The 19,322-nt window shown below is 65.1% G+C and carries 19 protein-coding genes; 7 read left to right on the top strand and 12 right to left on the bottom strand.

The genetic code is table 11. The features are described from left to right. The 4 genes from JHD59_RS17840 to JHD59_RS17855 form a co-directional block, all read right to left on the bottom strand. A partial coding sequence (locus JHD59_RS17840; protein WP_199155221.1) for a substrate-binding domain-containing protein occupies window positions 1–821 on the bottom strand: 821 nt, incomplete at its 3' end. A gap of 33 nt (window positions 822–854) precedes the next feature. Then, window positions 855–1,451 carry an alpha/beta hydrolase gene (locus tag JHD59_RS17845; RefSeq protein ID WP_199155222.1) on the bottom strand — a complete coding sequence of 199 codons (597 nt, stop codon included), beginning with the start codon at window positions 1,449–1,451 and terminating at the stop codon, window positions 855–857. 105 nt (window positions 1,452–1,556) lie between these two features. After that, window positions 1,557–2,054, bottom strand: coding sequence for a YgjP-like metallopeptidase domain-containing protein (locus tag JHD59_RS17850; RefSeq protein WP_199155223.1), 498 nt, complete (start codon window positions 2,052–2,054; stop codon window positions 1,557–1,559). A 35-nt stretch (window positions 2,055–2,089) separates the two neighbouring features. Next, window positions 2,090–2,620, bottom strand: a complete 531-nt coding sequence (locus tag JHD59_RS17855; RefSeq protein WP_199155224.1) for a GNAT family N-acetyltransferase — start codon at window positions 2,618–2,620, stop codon at window positions 2,090–2,092. Window positions 2,621–2,769: 149 nt separating this feature from the next. Here JHD59_RS17855 and JHD59_RS17860 point away from each other — a divergent pair, with 149 nt between their 5' ends. Then, complete coding sequence (locus JHD59_RS17860; RefSeq protein WP_103318908.1) at window positions 2,770–3,006, top strand: hypothetical protein; 237 nt, start codon at window positions 2,770–2,772, stop codon at window positions 3,004–3,006. Here the strand turns inward: JHD59_RS17860 and JHD59_RS17865 are convergent. Then, entirely contained in the window at window positions 2,970–3,506 is a 537-nt protein-coding gene (locus JHD59_RS17865) for a YaeQ family protein (RefSeq protein WP_103318910.1), read from the bottom strand. The two genes, JHD59_RS17860 and JHD59_RS17865, sit on opposite strands and share 37 nt — an antisense overlap. 154 nt (window positions 3,507–3,660) lie before the next feature. Then, a complete protein-coding gene (locus tag JHD59_RS17870; RefSeq protein WP_199155225.1) occupies window positions 3,661–4,341 on the bottom strand; it encodes an MliC family protein in 681 nt (226 codons plus the stop codon). A 218-nt stretch (window positions 4,342–4,559) separates the two neighbouring features. On the opposite strand from JHD59_RS17870, the gene JHD59_RS17875 reads away from it, so the two are divergent. Together JHD59_RS17875 and JHD59_RS17880 are read left to right on the top strand one after the other, a co-directional pair. After that, entirely contained in the window at window positions 4,560–5,966 is a 1,407-nt protein-coding gene (locus JHD59_RS17875) for a DEAD/DEAH box helicase (RefSeq protein ID WP_199155226.1), read from the top strand. A 160-nt stretch (window positions 5,967–6,126) separates the two neighbouring features. Further along, the gene (locus JHD59_RS17880) at window positions 6,127–6,903 is read left to right on the top strand and encodes an ABC transporter substrate-binding protein (protein ID WP_199155227.1); all 777 of its coding nucleotides are present in this window, start codon (window positions 6,127–6,129) and stop codon (window positions 6,901–6,903) included. Between the two features lie 7 nt (window positions 6,904–6,910). Here JHD59_RS17880 and JHD59_RS17885 read toward each other — a convergent pair whose 3' ends face one another. Together JHD59_RS17885 and JHD59_RS17890 are read right to left on the bottom strand one after the other, a co-directional pair. Beyond that, complete coding sequence (locus JHD59_RS17885) at window positions 6,911–7,783, bottom strand: GNAT family N-acetyltransferase (RefSeq protein WP_199155228.1); 873 nt, start codon at window positions 7,781–7,783, stop codon at window positions 6,911–6,913. Window positions 7,784–7,817: 34 nt separating this feature from the next. Further along, window positions 7,818–8,384 carry a TetR/AcrR family transcriptional regulator gene (locus tag JHD59_RS17890; protein WP_199155229.1) on the bottom strand — a complete coding sequence of 189 codons (567 nt, stop codon included), beginning with the start codon at window positions 8,382–8,384 and terminating at the stop codon, window positions 7,818–7,820. A gap of 209 nt (window positions 8,385–8,593) precedes the next feature. Here JHD59_RS17890 and JHD59_RS17895 point away from each other — a divergent pair, with 209 nt between their 5' ends. Both JHD59_RS17895 and JHD59_RS17900 read left to right on the top strand, forming a co-directional pair. Further along, window positions 8,594–10,504, top strand: a complete 1,911-nt coding sequence (locus JHD59_RS17895; RefSeq protein ID WP_199155230.1) for a diguanylate cyclase — start codon at window positions 8,594–8,596, stop codon at window positions 10,502–10,504. Window positions 10,505–10,542: 38 nt separating this feature from the next. After that, window positions 10,543–11,247: a pseudouridine synthase gene (locus JHD59_RS17900; protein ID WP_199155231.1), complete on the top strand. Its 705-nt coding sequence runs from the start codon at window positions 10,543–10,545 to the stop codon at window positions 11,245–11,247. Between the two features lie 48 nt (window positions 11,248–11,295). Here the strand turns inward: JHD59_RS17900 and JHD59_RS17905 are convergent, their stop codons facing one another. Next, window positions 11,296–12,114: an NAD(P)H-dependent oxidoreductase gene (locus JHD59_RS17905; protein WP_199155232.1), complete on the bottom strand. Its 819-nt coding sequence runs from the start codon at window positions 12,112–12,114 to the stop codon at window positions 11,296–11,298. 93 nt (window positions 12,115–12,207) lie between these two features. Here JHD59_RS17905 and JHD59_RS17910 point away from each other — a divergent pair, with 93 nt between their 5' ends. Further along, window positions 12,208–13,113, top strand: coding sequence for a LysR family transcriptional regulator (locus JHD59_RS17910; protein ID WP_199155233.1), 906 nt, complete (start codon window positions 12,208–12,210; stop codon window positions 13,111–13,113). Here the strand turns inward: JHD59_RS17910 and JHD59_RS17915 are convergent. After that, window positions 13,110–14,936: a sigma-54-dependent Fis family transcriptional regulator gene (locus JHD59_RS17915; protein WP_233164371.1), complete on the bottom strand. Its 1,827-nt coding sequence runs from the start codon at window positions 14,934–14,936 to the stop codon at window positions 13,110–13,112. The two genes, JHD59_RS17910 and JHD59_RS17915, sit on opposite strands and share 4 nt — an antisense overlap. Before the next feature lie 274 nt (window positions 14,937–15,210). Between JHD59_RS17915 and adh the strand changes: the two genes are divergently transcribed. Further along, window positions 15,211–16,716 carry an aldehyde dehydrogenase gene (adh, locus tag JHD59_RS17920; protein ID WP_199155234.1) on the top strand — a complete coding sequence of 502 codons (1,506 nt, stop codon included), beginning with the start codon at window positions 15,211–15,213 and terminating at the stop codon, window positions 16,714–16,716. A 480-nt stretch (window positions 16,717–17,196) separates the two neighbouring features. Here adh and JHD59_RS23220 read toward each other — a convergent pair whose 3' ends face one another. After that, window positions 17,197–18,618, bottom strand: a complete 1,422-nt coding sequence (locus tag JHD59_RS23220; protein WP_199155235.1) for a methyl-accepting chemotaxis protein — start codon at window positions 18,616–18,618, stop codon at window positions 17,197–17,199. Beyond that, window positions 18,615–19,169, bottom strand: coding sequence for a PAS domain-containing protein (locus JHD59_RS17930; protein ID WP_103318931.1), 555 nt, complete (start codon window positions 19,167–19,169; stop codon window positions 18,615–18,617). The genes JHD59_RS23220 and JHD59_RS17930 overlap by 4 nt, the downstream gene beginning before the upstream one ends. Window positions 19,170–19,322 lie beyond the last annotated feature (153 nt).

The following is a 19,322-nucleotide window of genomic DNA, read 5'->3' on the forward strand; positions in this document are numbered from 1 at the left end:
TGACCCAGCAATACCGCTTCGCGGCCTATCCGATACGGCGATTGGCTGGCCGAGGCGATGATGGGTCCGGGCTGGCGCAAGGCCCGCTCGATGTCCGGCGAGCCATCCACCGAGGCGATCCTGACGCGGTCGGCCTCCTGAGCGGACAGCGCCTTGGCGCAACCGAGCGCCTGGCGGTCATTGGTGGCGAACACCGCGTCTATGGCGGCGAAGCGCGCCAGATCGCTTTGCAGCGCGCGCTGGCCGCCCAGGCTGGAGCCCTGGCCGTTGACGCCGTTCAGCACGCGGATGCCGGGAAAGGATGCCAGCGCGGCGCGGCAGCCGGCGATACGGTCGCTGACCGAACTGACCGGCGGCCCGCTCTGGATCAGCAGCGCGCCCTTGCCGCCCAGCTGCCGGGCCAGGTGGCGGCAGCTGATTTCGCCGGCCTGGCGGTTGTCCGACTTCACCGTGCCGTCGGCGCCCGGCGCATCCACATCCACCGCCACCACCACAATGCCGGCGGCGCGCGCCGCCCGAACTTGCGGCGCGATGGCGCGGCTGTCCACCGCGCCGAGCAGGATCAGATCCGGTTTCTGTTCTATCAACTGTTGCATTTGCTCGCGCTGTCGCGGCAGGTTGAAGTTGGCGGACAGCGAAATGACTTGCACCGATGGATTGAGACGGTGCGCGGTCTGGATCGCGCCGCGCGTCAGCGCTTGATAGAACGGATTATCCAGCGCGCCCACCGTGATGCCTATCCGTTGCGGCGCGGCGGCTTGTGCCGGGGCGCAGGCGAGGAAAAACGGCAGGCTGGCCAAAAGGACGGTGGCGAGGCGCATGGCGACGGACCGCGAGAGAAACGATGTTTCAGTTTAGACCAGCGCCGCGTTGGCTGGAGCCGCCTGGGATTGCAGACGGTGGCCGGCGCGCGTTGCCAGCCGCAGCAGCAAGGGCCAGCCTTCCTCCCATTGCCGGTGGCCGGAGTCGATATTGATATGGCCGGCGTGCTGCAGCCAGGTGATCGGCGCCCGCCAGTAACCCGCCATGCGCGCGGCGCGCGCCGATTTGCAGAACGGATCGTTGCTGCTGGCGACAATCTGCGCCGGGAAGGGCAGCGGCTGGCGCGGCACCGGGGCGAAGTTCAGCAACTCCGCCGGCGCGAAGGCGCGCTCCACGTCGGCCGGCGCCACCAGCAGCGCGCCGGCGATGCGGTCCGGGTGGCGGGCGGCGTAGTGGGCGACGGTGACGCAACCCAGGCTGTGGGCGATGACCAGCGGCGGCTTGCTGCAGCGCGCCAGCGCCGCGTCCAGGCCGTCCAGCCAGTCCTCGAGTTGCGGGCGTTCCCAGTCGGCGTTGTCCACTCGGCGCGCGCCCAGGCGGCGCTGCCAGTGGCTTTGCCAGTGCTCGGCGCCGGAGTTGCGCCAGCCGGGCTGGATGATCAGATCAAATGCTTGCAGCAGGGGGAGCATGGCTGGCCTTCGCGTGGGTCGATGTCTGGACTGTAGCGCGGGGCGATCTGCAATAAAAATAATAATGGATTGATTTGTTATTCTTTTAGGGAATAAATTGCCTGTTCAGCCGGACTCCCGCTCGCGGCAGTTCAGCCACAACCGCAGGTCGAATTCCAGCTGGTGATACTCCGGCAGCATGTGGCAGCACAGCTGGTAGAAGGCCTTGCCGTGGTCGCGCTCCTTGAGGTGAGCCAGCTCGTGCACAGCGATCATCTGCAAGAAGGGCAGCGGCAGTTCGCGGAACAGCGCGGCGATGCGGATCTCGCTCTTGGTTTTCAGCCGGCCGCCCTGCACCCTGGAAATCGTGGTGTTGGTGCCCAGCGTGCCTTTCAACGGGTGCTGTTGATTGTCGTACAGCACCTTGGACGGCAGCGGCGCGTTTTTCAGATAGCGTTGCTTCAGCGCGGCGACAAATTGATACAGCGCCTTGTCGGTTTGCACGTCGTGCGGGTCCGGGTATTTGCGGCGCAGCAGGGCGGGCAGCTCCCCGGCGTCGAACAGGGCTTGCGCCTGTTGCACCAGCGACGGCGGATATTGCGGCAGGTATTTGAGAGTAGCCATGGCGTGTATTGTAAGCGCCGCAGTACGGCTGGCGCTCAGATTCCTGGTTGGCAAAGCCGGGCAGGGTCGGTCCAGTGAAAGCGCAGCGCGATGGCGCGGGTGCCGGCCGCGGTGTCCTCCTCGCGGCGCTCAAGCACTTCGCCGCCTAGCCTGGCATACACGGCGCAGGCATCGGTATTGCGCTCGTAGACCCAAAGATAGAGCGGCCTGCCCGGCGCGATGCGGCAAGCCTCGGCCGCTGCGGCTGCCATCAGCGCTCGGCCGATGCCGCGTCCTTGCTGATCGCCGCGCACATGCAGATTGTCCAGATAAACGCCCAGTTCCGGCGCCTCGTCCGGCAACAGGCAGACGAAACCGACCGGCTCGTCCCCCCAGCAGGCGATGCGCACCCAGAGCGGCGTTTCAGAGGCGAAACGGGCGCGCCATACGGCAAGCCTGTCGCCATCGGCGCGCTCGTCAAGGTAAGCGTCAGGCAGGATGCTGCGATAGCTCGCGCGCCAGCTTTGCGCGTGGAGGGCGGCTATGAGGGGGATGTCGTCGCTATCAGCGGGACGCAGGCTAAGCATGGACCGGTTTTCCGCAAGGTTTCACGTGGAACAGCATAAAGCCGGTCTGGCGGATTTAGCCAATTTTTATGCGAGCCGGCCGGTTTTTTGCCGCAAATTTAGCTGGGCCTCTTTACGCTTCTGACGTTGACCAAAGCTAGGAGAGCGGGATGGCCGTTCCCGTCCGAAGCGCATTGCGCCGCAGCTGCCGCGAGGCGTGCGGGGTGGTGATTCTGAGCCGCCTGCCCGCCAAGCGCGATGGCGGACAGACGCTGCGTCAGCGCCGGCAGTTGGCGCGGCTGCGACTGGGCCATGGCTGCCTGCCGCCGCCGCTAGGGTTGTGGCAGCGGCTGGGCGGCTGGCTGGCGCGTCACTTCAGCCGCAACGGCGCGATCAAGACGTTCTGAGCGTCGTTCGACAGCCACAGCTGGCCGTCCTGGATGGTGGCGGTCAGCTGCATGCTGCGTTCGGCCAGCGCGGCCAGCGCCTGCAACGCTTCGAAATCGATGCGAAACACTTCCAGCTTGTCCAGCCGCGACAGCTTGCTCTCATTCTGTCCCCACCATACTTCGCTGGCGCGGCCGCCATAGCTGTACAGCGCCACGCGGTCAGAACGCGAACAGGCTTTCTTCAGCCGTTTTTCGTCCGGCTCGCCCAGCTCTACCCACAGCTCAATCTCGTCGGAATAGTTCTTCTGCCACAGCTCCGGCTCGTCGTCCGCGCACAGGCCGCGGGTGAAGGCCAGCGTGTCGCTGGCGTGCAGGGCGAAGGCGACGATGCGCAGCATCATCCGTTCCAGCGTTTCCGACGGGTGCTGGGCCAGGGTCAGGGAGTGGGTGGCGTAATAGCCGCGGTCCATGTCGGACAGGATGAGCGTGGCTTTGTAGATGGTGGCGTTCAGGGCCATGGCGGGTCTTTGCTGATTCGGGTTGCGCCCGGCGCAGGATGGCGCGGGCGTCCGATTCTAACCGCAGCGCGTCAATGGCGCCATGTTGGGGCGGCGCGCGGCTGACAAAATCCAGCCGTCGGCGTGCGTTGGTCCGTCCTGCGACGGGTAGGGTTTACGGCGTCGGCTGCGTGGTGCATTCCAGCGATTCGCCGCGCCAATTGACGCTGGCGTCGCGGCCCTTGATCCAGAATTCGACGCCCTGGCCCTGGTAGCGGGCGCCGCTGCCGCTCATGCCTTGGTGCACGATGACCAGCGAATTGCCGCGTTCCAGCTTGGCGGTGGCGGGGCGGGTGCGGTAGAAGGTCGCCAGGATGGTGCTGTCCGGCTGGCCCTTGCACAGATAGCGCAACGGCGTCAGGGACGGCGCCAGCGCCCAGGCCGCCTGCAGTTGGGAAATGCGCAGGATGTAGGTGTCGCCCAGGCACATGTGGGGATCCTCTTCCTTCATGCAGTCCTTCAATGACTTGACCCAGCGCTTCTGTTCATTGATCAGCTTGCCGCGCGCGTTGTTGCCGGTCTGATCCGCCTTGGCCAGCGCCTGGGCGTAGAACTTCTCCAGCCGGTTGTCCAGCCGGGTCAGGCCGTCGTCCTGGCACACCATGCTTTCCACGGCGTTGGCCGGCTGATCGCAGTGGAAGTCGGTGGCGACCTGCGGAGCTTCCGCCACCGGTTTGGCTGCCTCGACGGTCGTATGTTCGGCGCCGCCAACATGCGGGCGGTCGTTCTTGCCCGCCAGCGCCAGCGCCGGCAGCAACAGCAAAGAGCCTATCAGCCTGGTAGGGGCTATGGGCATATTCAATCCTCAAAAACGACAACAAAAAACCACCGCATCGTTGCGGCAGAGCTGGCAGGGCCGGCGGCGAGTTCCCATCGCCATCGATTGCCTGTACACTGCGACGCTTCGTGCGAGTACCAGTCCCGCACGTTCTTCACTCCACGAGTTTCAACTCACACTATCCCGTCAGCCTGGATTGGTCGCAGTTCTGCGATAGGCCGTCGCAGGAGCATATTATGTCCGATCTTACCTTTGCCGACCTAGGCCTGGCAGACCCCTTGCTGCGCGCCGTAGCCGATACCGGTTATACCACGCCCACGCCTATCCAGGCGCAAGCGATTCCGCAAGTGCTGCAAGGCGGCGACCTGCTGGCCGCCGCGCAGACCGGCACCGGCAAGACTGCCGGCTTCACGCTGCCGCTGTTGCAACTGTTGATGCGTTCGCCCAGCCACCATGCCGGCCGGCCGCGCGCCCTGGTTTTGACCCCCACCCGCGAGCTGGCCGCCCAGGTGGAGGAGTCTGTCCGTACTTATAGCAAATACCTGCCTTTGAAGTCCTTGGTGATGTTCGGCGGCGTCAACATCAATCCGCAGATCAAGGCGCTGCGTTCCTCGGTGGACATCCTGGTGGCGACACCGGGCCGTCTGCTGGACCATGTCGGCCAGAAGACGGTGGACCTGTCCGGCGTGGAGATCCTGGTGCTGGACGAAGCGGACCGCATGCTGGACATGGGCTTCATCCACGATATCAAGAAGGTGCTGGCCAAGCTGCCGGCCAAACGGCAGAACCTGCTGTTCTCGGCCACGTTCTCCGACGAGATCAAGGCGCTGGCCGACAAGCTGCTGGACAACCCCAAGCTGGTGGAAGTGGCGCGCCGCAACACCACCAACGAGCTGGTGACGCAGAAGGTACACCTGGTTGACCGCGACAAGAAGACCGATCTATTGATCCATCTCATCCGCGAGCACAATTGGTTCCAGGTGCTGGTGTTCACCCGCACCAAGCACGGCGCCAACCGCCTGGCGGAGAAGCTGGACAAGATCGGCATCTCGGCCGCCGCCATCCATGGCAACAAGAGCCAGAACGCGCGTACCCGCGCCTTGGCTGACTTCAAGAGCGGCGAGCTGCAGGTGCTGGTGGCGACGGACATCGCCGCGCGCGGTCTGGACATCGACCAACTGCCGCACGTGGTCAACTTCGAGCTGCCCAACGTCCCGGAAGACTATGTGCACCGCATTGGCCGCACCGGCCGCGCCGGCACGCCGGGTGAAGCGCTGTCGCTGGTCTGCGTCGACGAGTTCAACTTCCTGCGCGACATCGAAAAGCTGATCAAGATGTCGATCGAGCGCTTCACCGTGCCGGGCTATGAGGCCGACCTCAACGTCAAGCCGGAGCCGATTCCGATGGGCGGCGGCGCGCGCGGCCGCGGACAAGGCCGTGGCGGTCAAGGACAGGGACGCAGCCAACAGCCGCGCAACCCGGCGTCCAAACCGCGCCATCAAACCGAAAGCAAGCCGGCCGGCCATGGCCGCACCGGCGGTCCGCGCCAAGGGCAGGGCCAGAACGCCCGTTCCGAAGGCAGCCGCAGCGGCAAGCCTGCCGCGCCGAAAGCCGCGTTGTTCACGCCGCCGAAGAGCCGCTGAGCCAGCATGCAAACGACGCCCGGTGTAAATTACACCGGGCGTTTTTCATTGATGCGAATGGTATTGCCAGTTATTCTCACGAAGAGACTGTCCACAGCATATAAAACAAACTGACAGCTCGTTCATTGCAGGAATCGGGAAAACAATGCGATACCACGGCATGCTGCTGGGTATCCTGAGCTGGGTTGCGCTGCTGGCGACTCCAGTTGAGGCTGCCCCGCGCCTCAAGATCACCCTGTCCAATCAGGAATGGCCGCCGTATATGGGCCAGGAGCTGCCTTACGACGGGATACTGTCGCGGCTGGTGAAGGAAGCCTTCGCCCGCGGCGGCGTTGACGTCGCTTTCCGCTATTACCCCAACAACCGCACCTTGCAATCGGCCCGCAACGGCCAGGTGGACGGCAGCTTCGGCTGGGCGCCGACCGCCGAGCGCAAGCGCGACTTGCTGTATACGCAGCCGGTGCTGTCGGCGCGCATGGTGTTCTTCCAGCGCAAGGACCACCCGTTGGCGTGGAGCCGCTGGAGCGAACTGAAGGGCGCGCGGGTCGGCATCACCGTCGGCAATTTCTATTCCGACGATTTCGACGCCCAGGTCAAGAATGGCACGTTGACGGTGGATAACGCGCCGGACGATCTGATCAATCTGCGCAAATTGATAGCCGGTCGCATCGACCTGTTTCCCATCGACCAGGAGGTGGGCAAATATTTGATCGCCCACCACTTCAGTCCGGCGCAGGGGGCGGTGCTGGAGGCGCAGAACAAGACGTTCTGGGCGGCGCCGCTGCATGTGGTCATCTGGCGCAAGCATGCGCGCGGACCGGAGTTGGTGGAGCGTTTCAACCGCGGCTTGAAGGCCTTGCAGGACAGCGGCGACTTCGAGCGCTTGCTGCAGGAGACACGCGAGGCCTGCCTGCAGCCGCGCAGCGTGGCGCCGTAGGGAGCGCTTATATCGGCACCGCCAGCGTATGGCGGTAGACCTGTCTGCGGCAGGTCTCGACAAAGCCAAGCTTGCGATGCAAGGCCAGCGAGCCGGCATTGCAGTCGGCGACTAGCGCTTCCATGGCTTCGATGCCCCGTGACTGCAACGCGATTGCTGCCACCGCGTACATTGCGGCGGCGATGCCCTGTCCGGTGTCGCGCGGATCGACGCCTACCGCCTCCACCTGTCCCGCAGCGCACGCCAGCAGAAAGGCGCGGTAGCTGCCATCCGGCGCCGCCCACACCTGGCTGGCGGCGTCATCGGCGCTTAGCCAATCCTCCCTCAGTTTTTCCGGGGAGTGGTACGGCACATGCGGAACCTCAGCGAAGCAGCGCGCGAACAATGCGGCTAGTCTGGTCCAATCCACTGCCATGGTCTCGACACGCTTCCATTCTTTTGGCATGGGGCGAGGCAAGATGGCGGCGCTCGGCGCGCTCAGCGTCAGAAAATCAAAGTGCGGCTGGAAACCATGCGCCAGCAAGGCGGCATGCTTGCCTTGCTCAGTGTCTGCGGCGCTGACGTGGACGAAGCGCGCGCCAGCCACGGCGGCTTCTTGCAGCAGCGTCTCAATCAAACCGTCCAGCGCGGGGCGATTGGCGGCTAGCAGGGGCCCGCCATAGAGTTCGCCGTTGCGCGGCACATTGGCGGCGACCCAGCCGACCACGCCGGCCGCTTTGCCACGCTCCAGCCAAACCCGAACTTGCTCGCCGTTGCCGCGCATCGGGTCATTCAGCAGGTTGCGCAGATCGTCGATCTGTCCGGCATCGGGCTTGGGCGCGCGCAACGCCGCCAGCACGCGCAGCCAGCGCTCTTCATATCGATAGGGACCGTTATGCATGATTTTGCCGGAAAAAAGCAAAATCATGACATTGCTATTTTGACGCGACAAACCTTTCGCGCGCCTGTTGCAGCAGCTGTTGAGACAGTGCCGCATCGTCTATCAGCCGCGCCAGCGACAGGCTGCCCACCATCATGGCCAGGTCGGCCAGTGCGCTATCCGCTTGGCCGTCGCGCTGCCTGGCGTGCGCCAGCGTGGCCAGTATCGCCTCCAGCTCGCCGGCGACTTGCTGGCGGACTGTGACGCCCTGGCGCGCCAGCTCGCCGGCCAGCGCGGCCAGCGCGCAGCCGGAGTCGGGCAGATCGCGGTGGGCCGGGCTGAGGTAGTCGCTGGCCAGCGCCGCCATGCATTCGCCCGGCGCCGCCTGCTCCAGCAGTTGTCGCCAGTGTTGGTTCAGCTGTTGCAAGGCCTGGCTGCAGGCGGTGGCCACCAGTTGCTCCTTGCTGTCGAAATGGGCGTAGAAGCCGCCATGGGTCAGGCCAAGGTCGGCCATCAGGTTGGCGATGCCCACGCCGGCCAAGCCTTCGGCGCGGAAACGCAAGGCTGCCATCGCCACGATGCGCTGGCGGGTCTGGGTCTTGTGTGCGTCTGGATAGCGCATGCTTGCTCCAGGGTTTCATATGATTGCCATCATCTGAACAATACCAAGCGGAATCAGCAAGATAAACCGCAAGCTGCATGCCGATGCGGCACGGCAATAGTCCTTCACAGGATAAGGCGGGAATTTGATGGATTTGCCGGCTTTTCAAGACTAATCTGAGATGCATAATCAGGCGCGGCGACGGCCCGCCCATACAGGATGGAGTCGAGATGTCGGTTCGCGATGCGGCTTGGCGCAGCTGGGGGGCGTTGGCTGTTTTACAGGCGGCGGTAGCCGCGGCCTGCGCGCTGTTCGCCGCGCTGTTGGCAGCGTGTCTGCCGTCGCCATATTCCCACTGGCTGCAGCTGGGCCTGCCGCTGGCGTTGGCCATGCTGTTGCGTCTGGGGCGGCGAGTCTGGCCAGGTCTGGCGCTGGGCTTGCTGTGGCTGGCCTGGGGCGAGCCGGGGCTGCTGCTGGCCGAGTGGCTGTTGCTGGCCGCCAGCGGCCTGGCTGCGGCCTTGTTCAGCGCCTATCTGCCGCCGCGGCGGAGTCGGCCCTTTTTCCGTCAGGCCGATGTGCTGGCCTTTCTGGCTGGGCCGGTGGCGCTGGGCAGCCTGCTGGCGGCGTTGGGCAGGGTCTTTGTGCTGTTGCCTGCTTACCGGCACCAGCTGCCGGAACTGGCCTGGGCATTCGCGCGGGTCTGGCTGGGCGATGCCGTGCTGCTGCTGACGCTGGCGCCGATTCTGCTGCTGGCCGGCCGCACCGAGCGCTCATGCGGCGGCGGGGCCTGCTGGCGCGAGACTTCGCTGGTGGCCGGCGCCACGCTGTCGCTGGCGGCGCTGGTGTGCTGCGCGCTGCCCGGGCGCGGCGGCCACTACGCCATTCTGCCGTACCTTTTCATCATGCCTTTGCTGTGGCTGGCTTTCCGCAGCCAGCTGCTGCTGGCGCACGCGCTGGCCCTGGCGATTGTCGCGCTGGCCTTGGCGGGCATCCGTTTCGAGGCCGGCGCGCTGGCCATCGCGCCGACCATCGATGAGTCGCTGCTGAATGTGGCGCTGCTGGGCCTGGTGCAGTCGGTGACGCTGCTGGTGTTCGGCGCTTTGCTGGAAGAGCGGCGCCAAGTGGAGCGCAACCTGTTGCAGGCCAACCAGTCGCTGGAAGCCAAAGTCGGCGAACGGACCAGCCAGTTGGTGGAGAGCGAGGCCCGCTTGCGGCTGATGGCGGATGCGGCGCCATTTCCCCTGGCGATGAACCGGCTGGCCGGCGGCGAGCTGATCTATGCCAACGAGCGCGCAGAGGAGCTGTTCGGCACCCATCTGCATCCATCGCGCGCGCTGCGGGTGCAGGATTTCTACGTTAATCCGCAAGAGCGGGAGGATGTGGCGCAGGCGTTGCGCGTCAACGGCCGGGTGGCGGACCGGGAGGTCAAGCTGAAAAACGCGCAGGGGCGAGAATTCTGGGCGCTGATTTCCTGTTCGGTGGTCAAGAGCGACAAGGTTTGGTATGCCATCAACGGCATCAACGACATCAGCGAGCGCAAGCGGCTGGAGCAGAATCTGCGCGATGCCAATGCCTCGCTGCGCCGCAAGGTAGAGGAGATCGAACGGCTGCAGCAGGGGCTGCGTGACCAGGTGCTGCGCGATCCGCTGACCGGCCTGTTCAATCGCCGTCACCTCGATGACATCCTGCCGCGGGTGCTGGATCACATGCTGGCGCTGCACCGCGACGTGGCGGTGTTGATGGTGGACGCCGACCACTTCAAGCGCGTCAACGACACCTACGGCCATCGCTGCGGCGACGCGGTGCTGACCGCGCTGGGGGCGTATCTCAGCGATCACTTCCGCAGCGGCGACATTGTCTGCCGTTATGGCGGCGAGGAATTCTTCGTGCTGCTGCCCGGGGCCTCGCTGGACGCGGCTTTCGCCAAGGCGCAACAGCTATGCGAGGCGGTGCGTGCCATGGAGATAGACGCGCTGGGCCATACCTTGTCGGTGACGCTGTCCATCGGCTTGGCGCTGTGCCCGCTGCATGGCGAAGACGCCGAGAGCGTGGTGCTGGCGGCGGACGAGGCGCTGTACCAAGCCAAGCAGCAAGGGCGCGACCGCGTTTGCGTCGCCGCGCCGATCCAGATGCTGTCCTGAGGCCGGCGCGCGCCTGCCGCGCGTGCTACCATCGCTGCATGGAACTCTATCGACTGTTGCAACAACAAGGCTTTGGCGGCCGCAAGGAGTGTCGCCAGCTGATCGAATATGGCCTGGTGCAAGTGAACGGGGAGGTGGTGGACAACTACCGCGCCCAATATGAACTGGCCGACATCGCCAGCCTGGTGGTGGACGACGAGCCGTGGCCGCTGGTGACCGGCCCGCTGTATCTGCTGCTGCACAAGCCGGCCAATTACGAAACCTCGCACAAGCCGCAGTGCCATCCCAGCATCTACCGCCTGCTGCCGGACCAGTTTTCCAATCTGGACCTGTCGGCGGTGGGGCGGCTGGATGTGGACACCACCGGCCTGATCCTGCTGTCCAACGATGGGCAGTTCATCCACGCCCTGAGTTCGCCGAAGAAGCTGGTGCCCAAGGTTTACCGCGTCACGCTGAAGCACGAGGCGACGGCGGAGTTGATCGCCAAGCTGCAAAGCGGCGTCTACCTCAACGACGAGGCGCGCGAGTTCGCCGCCGACAGCATCGAGCAGATCGACGCCCATACCATCCTGCTGACCATCACCGAGGGCAAGTACCACCAGGTGAAGCGCATGGTGGCGGCGGCCAGCAACCGCGTCGAGGCGCTGCACCGCGAAAGTCTGGGCGCGATTGTCCTGGGCGACCTGCCGGTGGGCGAATGGCGCCACCTGACCGCCGAGGAGCGGGCGGCGTTCGGTTTCTGATCGAATCGGAAGCGTGAAACAGGCGGGAAGCCAGGCTTCCCGCTTTTTTTATTGCTCGACGGCTTCCTTGGTCTGCGGCGGCGCGTAGCAGCGCGGCAAGGCCACATGCGCCCAGATGCCTGACATTTCCGGCGCGATATCATCGGCTAATTGATGGCCGTCCGGATAATCGCCGCCGTTCTGGCGGCGGAACGGAATCGGGGCCTCGTTGAACAAGCCGGCCAGCCGGCGTCGCCAGTGCTTCAGCTGGTCTGCCACTTCCTCCCGGCTCAGATGGTTGACGCCGTACACTGCGTGGATGGGCAGCACGTCCATGCCTGGGTAGAACAGGCAGCCATGGGTCACTGGAAACAACAGCTCCTTTAACGGCCCATTGATGCCGCGCGGACCGTAGTCTTGCTCGCCGCCGCCAACCATCGCCGCCAGCAACGCGCGCTTGCCCTTGAGCAGGCCGTCGCCGTAGCGCAGCCGGTTGCCCTGGCCCTGATAGCCGTAGCCGAAACCATAGGCGTAAACGCGCTCGAACCAGCCCTTGAGAATGGCCGGGATGCCATACCACCACAGCGGAAACACAAAGATCACCGCGTCGGCGGCCAATAGCTTGCGCTGCTCCTCCGCCACATCGGGCGGCTGCGTGCCGGCGGCGTAGGCGTGGCCGGATTCGGCGATGAAGGACAGGCGCTCGGGATCGGCGCGGTCCGGAAAGTCGTCGGCGTCCAGCACCGCTTTCCAGCGCATGCCGTACAGGTCTGACTGCAGGACGCGATGACCGTTGCGGCTCAGGGTGTCGACGGCGGCGTCGACGAAACTGCGGGTCAGCGAGGTTGGTTCAGGCTGGGCGTAGACCAGCAGGACGGTGTGGCTCATGGGGGCTCCGTGGCATCAGATCAAGGTGGCCGCAGTGTGGCCGGATATGATAGATAAGTGAAATTGATAGATTTCTTGCTAGCTATTCATCCTATGGATACCAAACGCCTCGATCTGAATCTGCTGCAAACGCTGGAAGCGCTGCTGGAAGAAGGTAATGTCACCCGCGCCGCCGCGCGGCTGCACTTGAGCCAGCCGGCGGTCAGCGCGCAATTGGCCAGGCTGCGCGAGCAATTCGGCGATCCGCTGCTGATTCCGGCGCCGCACGGCATGCGGCCGACCGCCAAGGCCGAGGCGCTGCTCGCGCCCCTGCGCGATGCCTTGCGCCAAGTGCGCGACATGCTGGCATCGCATCAGGATTTCGATCCCGCCACGGCACACATGACTTTGAACATCGCCTGCACCGACTACGCCCAGGCGGTGGCGGTGATTCCGCTGCTGCAGCGCTTGCGCGAGGCCGCGCCCGGCATCCGCGTGGCGGTGCGCAATCTGGAGCCGGCCCGGCTGCTGGTGCAGACCGAACGCGGCGAAGTCGATCTGGCGCTGATCAGTCCCGATTGCGCGCCGGACAGCCTGCACGCCAGATTCTTGTTCGATGACCGCTATGTGCTGATCGGCCGCCACGGTCATCCGGCGCTGCAAGGCGAAGTGACGCTGGAGCATTATTTGACGCTGGAGCATGTGGTGGTATCGCTGGGCACGGGCGATTTCTCCACGACGGTGGATGCGGCGCTGGCGGAGCGAGGCGTGGCGCGGCGGGTGGCGCTGTCGGCCGCGTCCTTCTTGCTGGTGCCGGAAATCGTCGCCCAGACCGATTGCGTCGCCTTGCTGCCGGAACGCTTGGCCTTGGCCTGCCGCGAACGCGTGCAGCTGCGGGAGTGCCCGTTTCCGCTGCGCCGCTTCGACGTGGCCATGGCGTGGCACGAGCGTAGCCACGGCCATCCTGGCTTGCGTTGGTTGCGCGGCGAGCTGGCTGGCTTGATGGGGGCGGAGGTTTAGCCCTTCTTTGCCAGCCGCCTATACAGCGTGGAGCGGCTGATGCCCAGCGCCCGCGCCGCTGCGCTGGCATTGCCGCCGCAGCGGCGCAGCACTTGCTCTAGCGCGCTCTCCGTCACGGCATGGCCCGCGCTGGCCATATCCGCGCGCAGCGCGGCCGGCAGATGCTCCAGGGTTAGCGTTGCGCCATCGTCGGCCAGCGCCAACAGCGTGGCCAGCAGGTTGGACAGCTCGCGCAGATTGCCCGGCCAGCGGTAGCCGCGGATGGCCTGGGCCAGGGCGGGCGACAGCGCGATGCCGCGCCGGGCGGCGCCCATGCCGTCCAGCATGCTTTGGGCGATGGCCGCTACGTCGCCGCGTTCGCGCAGCGGCGGCAGCGTCAGCGGATAATGGCATAGCCGGTAGTACAGGTCGGCTCGAAAGGCGCCTTCGGCCACCCGCGCGCGCAAGTCGCGGTGGGTGGCGCAGATCAGCCGGATGTCCAGCCGCTGCGCCGGCCCGCCGCCCAACGGCGTCACTTCGCGCTCCTGCAATACCCTCAGCAGCCGCGCCTGCAGGCTCAGCGGCATGTCGCCTATCTCATCCAGGAACAGCACGCCGCCATCGGCCTCGCGCAGCCGGCCCTTGCTGCCCTGGCGGCTGGCGCCGGTGAAGGCGCCGCTCTGGTAGCCGAACAATTCGGCCTCGATCAGCCCTTCCGGAATCGCCGCGCAGTTGACCGCGACAAACGGCGCGCCGCGGCGGCTGCCGTGATCGTGCACGGCGCGCGCCAGCCTGTCCTTGCCGGTGCCGGTCTCGCCTAGGATCAGCACCGGGATGTCGGCTTCCAGCAGTTTCAAGGCGGTGGCGAACAGGGGCGCAGATAAGCCGTCCAGCGCGGGCGCGCTGTGGGATGGCGCTGCTGGCTGCGCCGGGCGGTGCTTGGCGGCGGGCGGACGCAGCCGGGCCGATGCCTGCTGCGCCCCGATCCCCAATGCGCCCAGCGCCTCGCCGTGGCGGCTCAGCCAGTGCTCCAGGCTCTGGCCGAACAGGGCGGCGAAGTGGCGCGGCCGCCAGTCGCCCGGTTCCAGGCCGCATAGGGCCAGCCCGGCGCGGTTGGCGGCCAGCAGCCGGCCGTCTTCGCCGAAAACCAGTTGGCAGGCGGCCGGGCTGTCCAGCAGCCGCGGGTCGCGATGCAGGCTCAATCGCCAGCCGCTGCGCGCCGCCTCGCTCAGCAGCAAGGCCTCGATCTGGCCGCGCGCGGCGCGCAATGCTTGCAGCTGCGTCTCGCCCAGCTTACGGCTGGCGCCGCTGATGTCCAGCACGCCCAGCATCTGGCCTTGCGGGCCGAGCAAGGGGCTGGCCGCGCAGCTGAGGGCGCGGTTGCGCTCCAGGTAATGCTCCGCGCCGCGCACCAGCATGCTGTCCGCCGCGGCCAGCGCGGTGCCGATGGCGTTGGTGCCGCGCGCCGCCTCGCTCCAGTCCATGCCCGGGGCCAGCGCCAACCGCGCCGCCTTGTCCAGAAAGCCGATGTCGCCGCTCTCGTCGAGTATCAGCCCTTGGCTGTCGGCCACCACCAGCGCCAGCTCATGCCCGGCCACCTGTTCGTACAGGCCGGCCAGGGCCGGCCGCGCGGCTTCCAGCCAGCCGGCGTTGGCTTCGCGCCGTTGGCGCAATGCGGCTTCCTCCAGCCGCTCTCCGCCCCGGCCGCCTGTGGGCAGGCCCAGGCCGCGGCAGCGTTGCCAGGAATGGAGGATGGATGGCGGCAAGGCATGGCCGGGCAAGGGCTGGTCGGTGAAGAAGCGGCGGCGGATCTCGTCCAGCGGCAGGCGGGCAGCCTGGGTCATGCGCGTCTCCTGCAGGCTGTGCCGTCGCGGTGCGACAGCTGTGTCAGCCTGCGACAGTTTGGTGGGCGGTTTTGCCGATTATCGGTGCTTTGCCAGGCGTGGCAAGTGGCTGATTGGGAAGAAAATATGCTGCATTGCAATGTGGTTTCGCCGCATGCCGCGCAGCTTGACGCTTTGCCAGATGTTGCCATGCAGTATGGGTAGAGGTTGGCACGCCGCTTGCACTGTGGCGTGATCCCCAAGCCAGGGGTTCATTACCACCAAGGAGACTGCGATGGCAAACCTGCAACCCGGCTTTCCGCTGAAATCACGCTACGCCAACTACATCGGCGGGAAATGGGTGCCGCCGGTGAACGGCCGATACTTCGAAAACGTCACGCCCATCACCGGCAAGCCGCTGTGCGAGATTCCGCGTTCCGACGAGCAAGATGTGGAGCTGGCGTTGGATGCCGCCCACGCGGCCCGCTTCCAGTGGGGCCATACTCCGGTGACCGAGCGCGCCATCATCCTGAACAAGATCGCCGACCGCATGGAGGCCAATCTGGCCCTGCTGGCCGAGGTGGAGACCTGGGACAACGGCAAGCCGATACGCGAAACCCGCGCCGCCGACATCCCGCTGGCCATCGACCATTTCCGCTATTTCGCCGCCTGCGTGCGCGCGCAGGAAGGCAGCCTGGGCGAGATCGACGCCCATACCGTGTCCTATCACTTCCATGAGCCGCTGGGCGTGGTGGGCCAGATCATCCCGTGGAACTTCCCCATCCTGATGGCGGCGTGGAAGCTGGCGCCGGCCCTGGCCGCCGGCAACTGCGTGGTGCTGAAGCCGGCCGAACAGACGCCGCTGTCCATCCTGGTGCTGATGGAACTGGTGGGCGATCTGCTGCCGCCCGGCGTGCTGAATGTGGTCAACGGCTTTGGCGTGGAGGCCGGCAAGCCGCTGGCCAGCTCCAAACGCATCGCCAAGATCGCCTTCACCGGCGAGACCGGCACCGGCCGCCTGATCATGCAGTACGCCAGCCAGAACCTGATCCCGGTGACGCTGGAGCTGGGCGGCAAGTCGCCGAACATCTTCTTCGACGACGTGGCGGCGCAGGACGACGCCTTCTTCGACAAGGCCATCGAAGGTTTTGTGATGTTCGCGCTGAATCAGGGCGAAGTGTGCACTTGCCCCAGCCGCGCGCTGATCCAGGCGTCCATCTACGACCGCTTCATGGAGAAGGCGCTGGCCCGCGTCGCGGCGATCAAGCAGGGCAATCCGCTCGATCCGTCCACCATGATAGGTGCGCAGGCGTCCAGGGAGCAGATGGACAAAATCCAGAGCTACCTCGCCATCGGCCGCGAGGAAGGCGCCCAGTTGTTGGCCGGCGGCGCGCGCGCGCAACTGGACGGCGATCTGGCCGGCGGCTTCTACATCCAGCCGACGGTGTTCCACGGCCACAACAAGATGCGCATTTTCCAGGAGGAAATCTTCGGCCCGGTGGTGTCGGTCACCACCTTCCAAGACCGCGACGAGGCATTGGCCATCGCCAACGACACCCTGTATGGCCTGGGCGCCGGCGTGTGGACGCGCAATATCAACACGGCGTTCTATCTGGGCCGCCACATCGAGGCTGGCCGAGTGTGGACCAACTGCTACCACGCCTATCCGGCGCACGCGGCCTTCGGTGGCTACAAGCAATCCGGCATCGGCCGCGAAACGCACAAGATGATGCTGGAGCATTATCAGCAGACCAAGAACCTGCTGGTCAGCTATGGCGAGGACAAGCTGGGATTTTTCTGAGCAGGGGTCATTGGTTTGTATGACCCGGCCGTGCTGTTGCCGAACCGCCCCCTGGATGGGGCGGTTTTTTTGTTTGGGGCGGCAGGAAGGGTTTGGTATTGGACGTATTTTCATGAGTGGAAATTCATGGGGAAATATGCTTTTCTCTTGGTGTAAGATTGATTTTGTAATTTATATAATGAAATACATTATTTATTTACGTAAGCAAATGCTATGAATGTGCGAAGGCATGCTGATTGCGTTATAGACACAAATCCAGGGCTAATCACTTCAGGCAACCTGGGCGCAGGGGGGGACGAGTCCTGCGGCGCGTAAGGGCTGGTGCTGTATGGGGGGAGGCTGCGTGGAGTGCGGGCTGTGGCGAGGCGATGCGAAGCGTCAGCCGGAGAAAGGGCGGCCAGGTTATGGCGCGCCTCCTGGGCCAATACATGAAAAAACCGGGCCTGAAGGCCCGGTTGTGTGGACGCCGATGGTCGGGACTTACCCGGCCGCCAGCTTGTCCAGTTCGTTCTGCAGTTTGACGCTGATCTGCTCCATCGCCTGCATCTTGCTGATGATGCCGGCATCGTCGAGTTGACCGCTCTGCGCCGCGGCGGCCACCGCGGCCTCCACTTGCTGCTGCAGATTCTGCAGCGGCGCGCGCAAGGGCTGGACGGCTGCGGTGCCGAACAGGGCCGCGCCGTCGCCGTCTATCCATGGCGCGAGTTCTTGCGATGGCGCCATGGCCTGCGCCTCCTCCACGGCGTGATAGGCGCTTTGCTTGTAGATCACATGGCCCACCTTCTGCAGCGAGGTTTGCGATTTCTGCTGCACATCGCTGACCTGGCGCAATACCAGATCCGATTGCTCGGCCAGGCTGGAGAAACGCTGGCGGAACGCCTCCACCGAAGCTTGAACCTCGCCAGCCACGCTGCCGGCGGCGCTGGCCTGCGTCTGCATGTCGTCGATCCGGGCCGATAGCGAGCCCAACACTTCCTGCACCTGATGCGCCGTGCTCTTGCTGCGCTCGGCCAGCTTGCGCACTTCGTCGGCCACCACGGCGAAACCGCGGCCCATCTCGCCGGCGCGTGCGGCTTCGATGGCGGCATTCAGCGCCAAGAGATTGGTCTGGTCGGCAATGGCGGAAATATCGGCCAGCGAGCTTTCAATGCCATGCCATTCCTTGGCCAGCATCTGACTGGCCGTGTCCATGCTGGCTACGCTGCCGGCTATGGTTTGCAAATGGCCGGACAGCTCGTTCGCGCTGTTCAGGCTTTCGCGCGCGCCGGCGGCGTTGTCGCGGGTGATGCCGGCCACGGCGTCCATGGACTGGCTGATGGCGGACAGGTCGCTCTGGCTGCCGGACAGGTCTTGCCGCAAGTGCGGATTGCCCAGGGCGGCCAGTTGCGACGACAGGCGGTTGCGCCGCACGAAACCGTCGTTTTCCGCCATGGTTTGAATGGCTTTGTCCACGCTGTCCAGCGAACTGGCCAGGATGCCGGGCAGGCCCTGGCTCAACGGGCGGCGACTGAAGTTGCCCTTGCTGATTTCCTGGAAGCAGGTGTTGATTTCCTTGAAATAGGTTTCCACCAGATCCAGGAAATCGTTCAGCTGCCAAGCCACCTTGCCGGCTTCGCCCATTGAGCGGGTGCGGCTGCTGCGGTGGTGCAGCTCGCCGCTGCAGGCCAGGTGAAGTTGCTTGGCCAGGGTGTCCAGCAGCAGGAAGGTGCGCTGGACTTTCTGCCACAGCCACCAGGACAGGCCTAGCGAACCGGCAAACAGCAGCAGGTTGACAAGGTGGCGGGGCAGACCGGACAGCAGGTAGTTGCCGCCTATGGCCAGCAAGGCCAGCATATTGATGACGATCAGGCCGGTTGCCAGCCGCGAATGCAGATAAGGCGTGGGCTTGTGGGGGGCGCTCATCCGTTGACTCCTTTGGCTCTGAGCACATCGGCGTTCAGGTTCAGTATGAAGTCCTGATAGCTGCAGCCTTTTTCCTGCAACTGTGCCAGCAGCCAGTCGCGCGAGGCGTCCGGCGCTTCTGCCTTGCCGTGGGCGGCTTCGATCTTGCGCATTTCGGCATAGATGGGTTCGATGGCGGCAATGGCGCTGCGGCTGGGCGGCCGGCGCACCGAATAATAGCCCTGAAGTTTGCCGCGCAGGTCGTAGTCCGGCGTCACATTTGCCAGCACCCAGTAGTAATTGCCGTCTATGGTGGCGTTCTTGACCACGGCGAAGAATTCACGGCCGCTTTGCAATGTTTGCCACATCAGGCGATAGGCGCCGCGCGGCATGTCGGGGTGGCGGATGATGTTATGCGGCTTGCCCAGCAGCAGGTGCTCGGGATAGCCGGATATCCGCATGAAGACGCGGTTGGCGTAGGTGATGTGGCCGCTGGGATCGGTCTTGCTGACGATCAGCTCGTTTGGGGCCAGCTGTATTTCGCGCCCCGCGGCGATGGGAGTGTGTTCCATGCTTCGCTTCTTTCTGAACCTTACCCTTTGTAGTAGTACGGGCAAAGGGGCATTGTCATGGCCTAAGCATGGCACGGCAAGCATTTATTCAATTGTTCTTTATGGAACAATAGGCAGATTTAAAACCGGGCGGCGGCATGCGCTTGCGCGGCA

It is taken from the genome of Chromobacterium sp. ASV23 (assembly GCF_016428945.1).
GTDB lineage: Bacteria > Pseudomonadota > Gammaproteobacteria > Burkholderiales > Chromobacteriaceae > Chromobacterium > Chromobacterium sinusclupearum.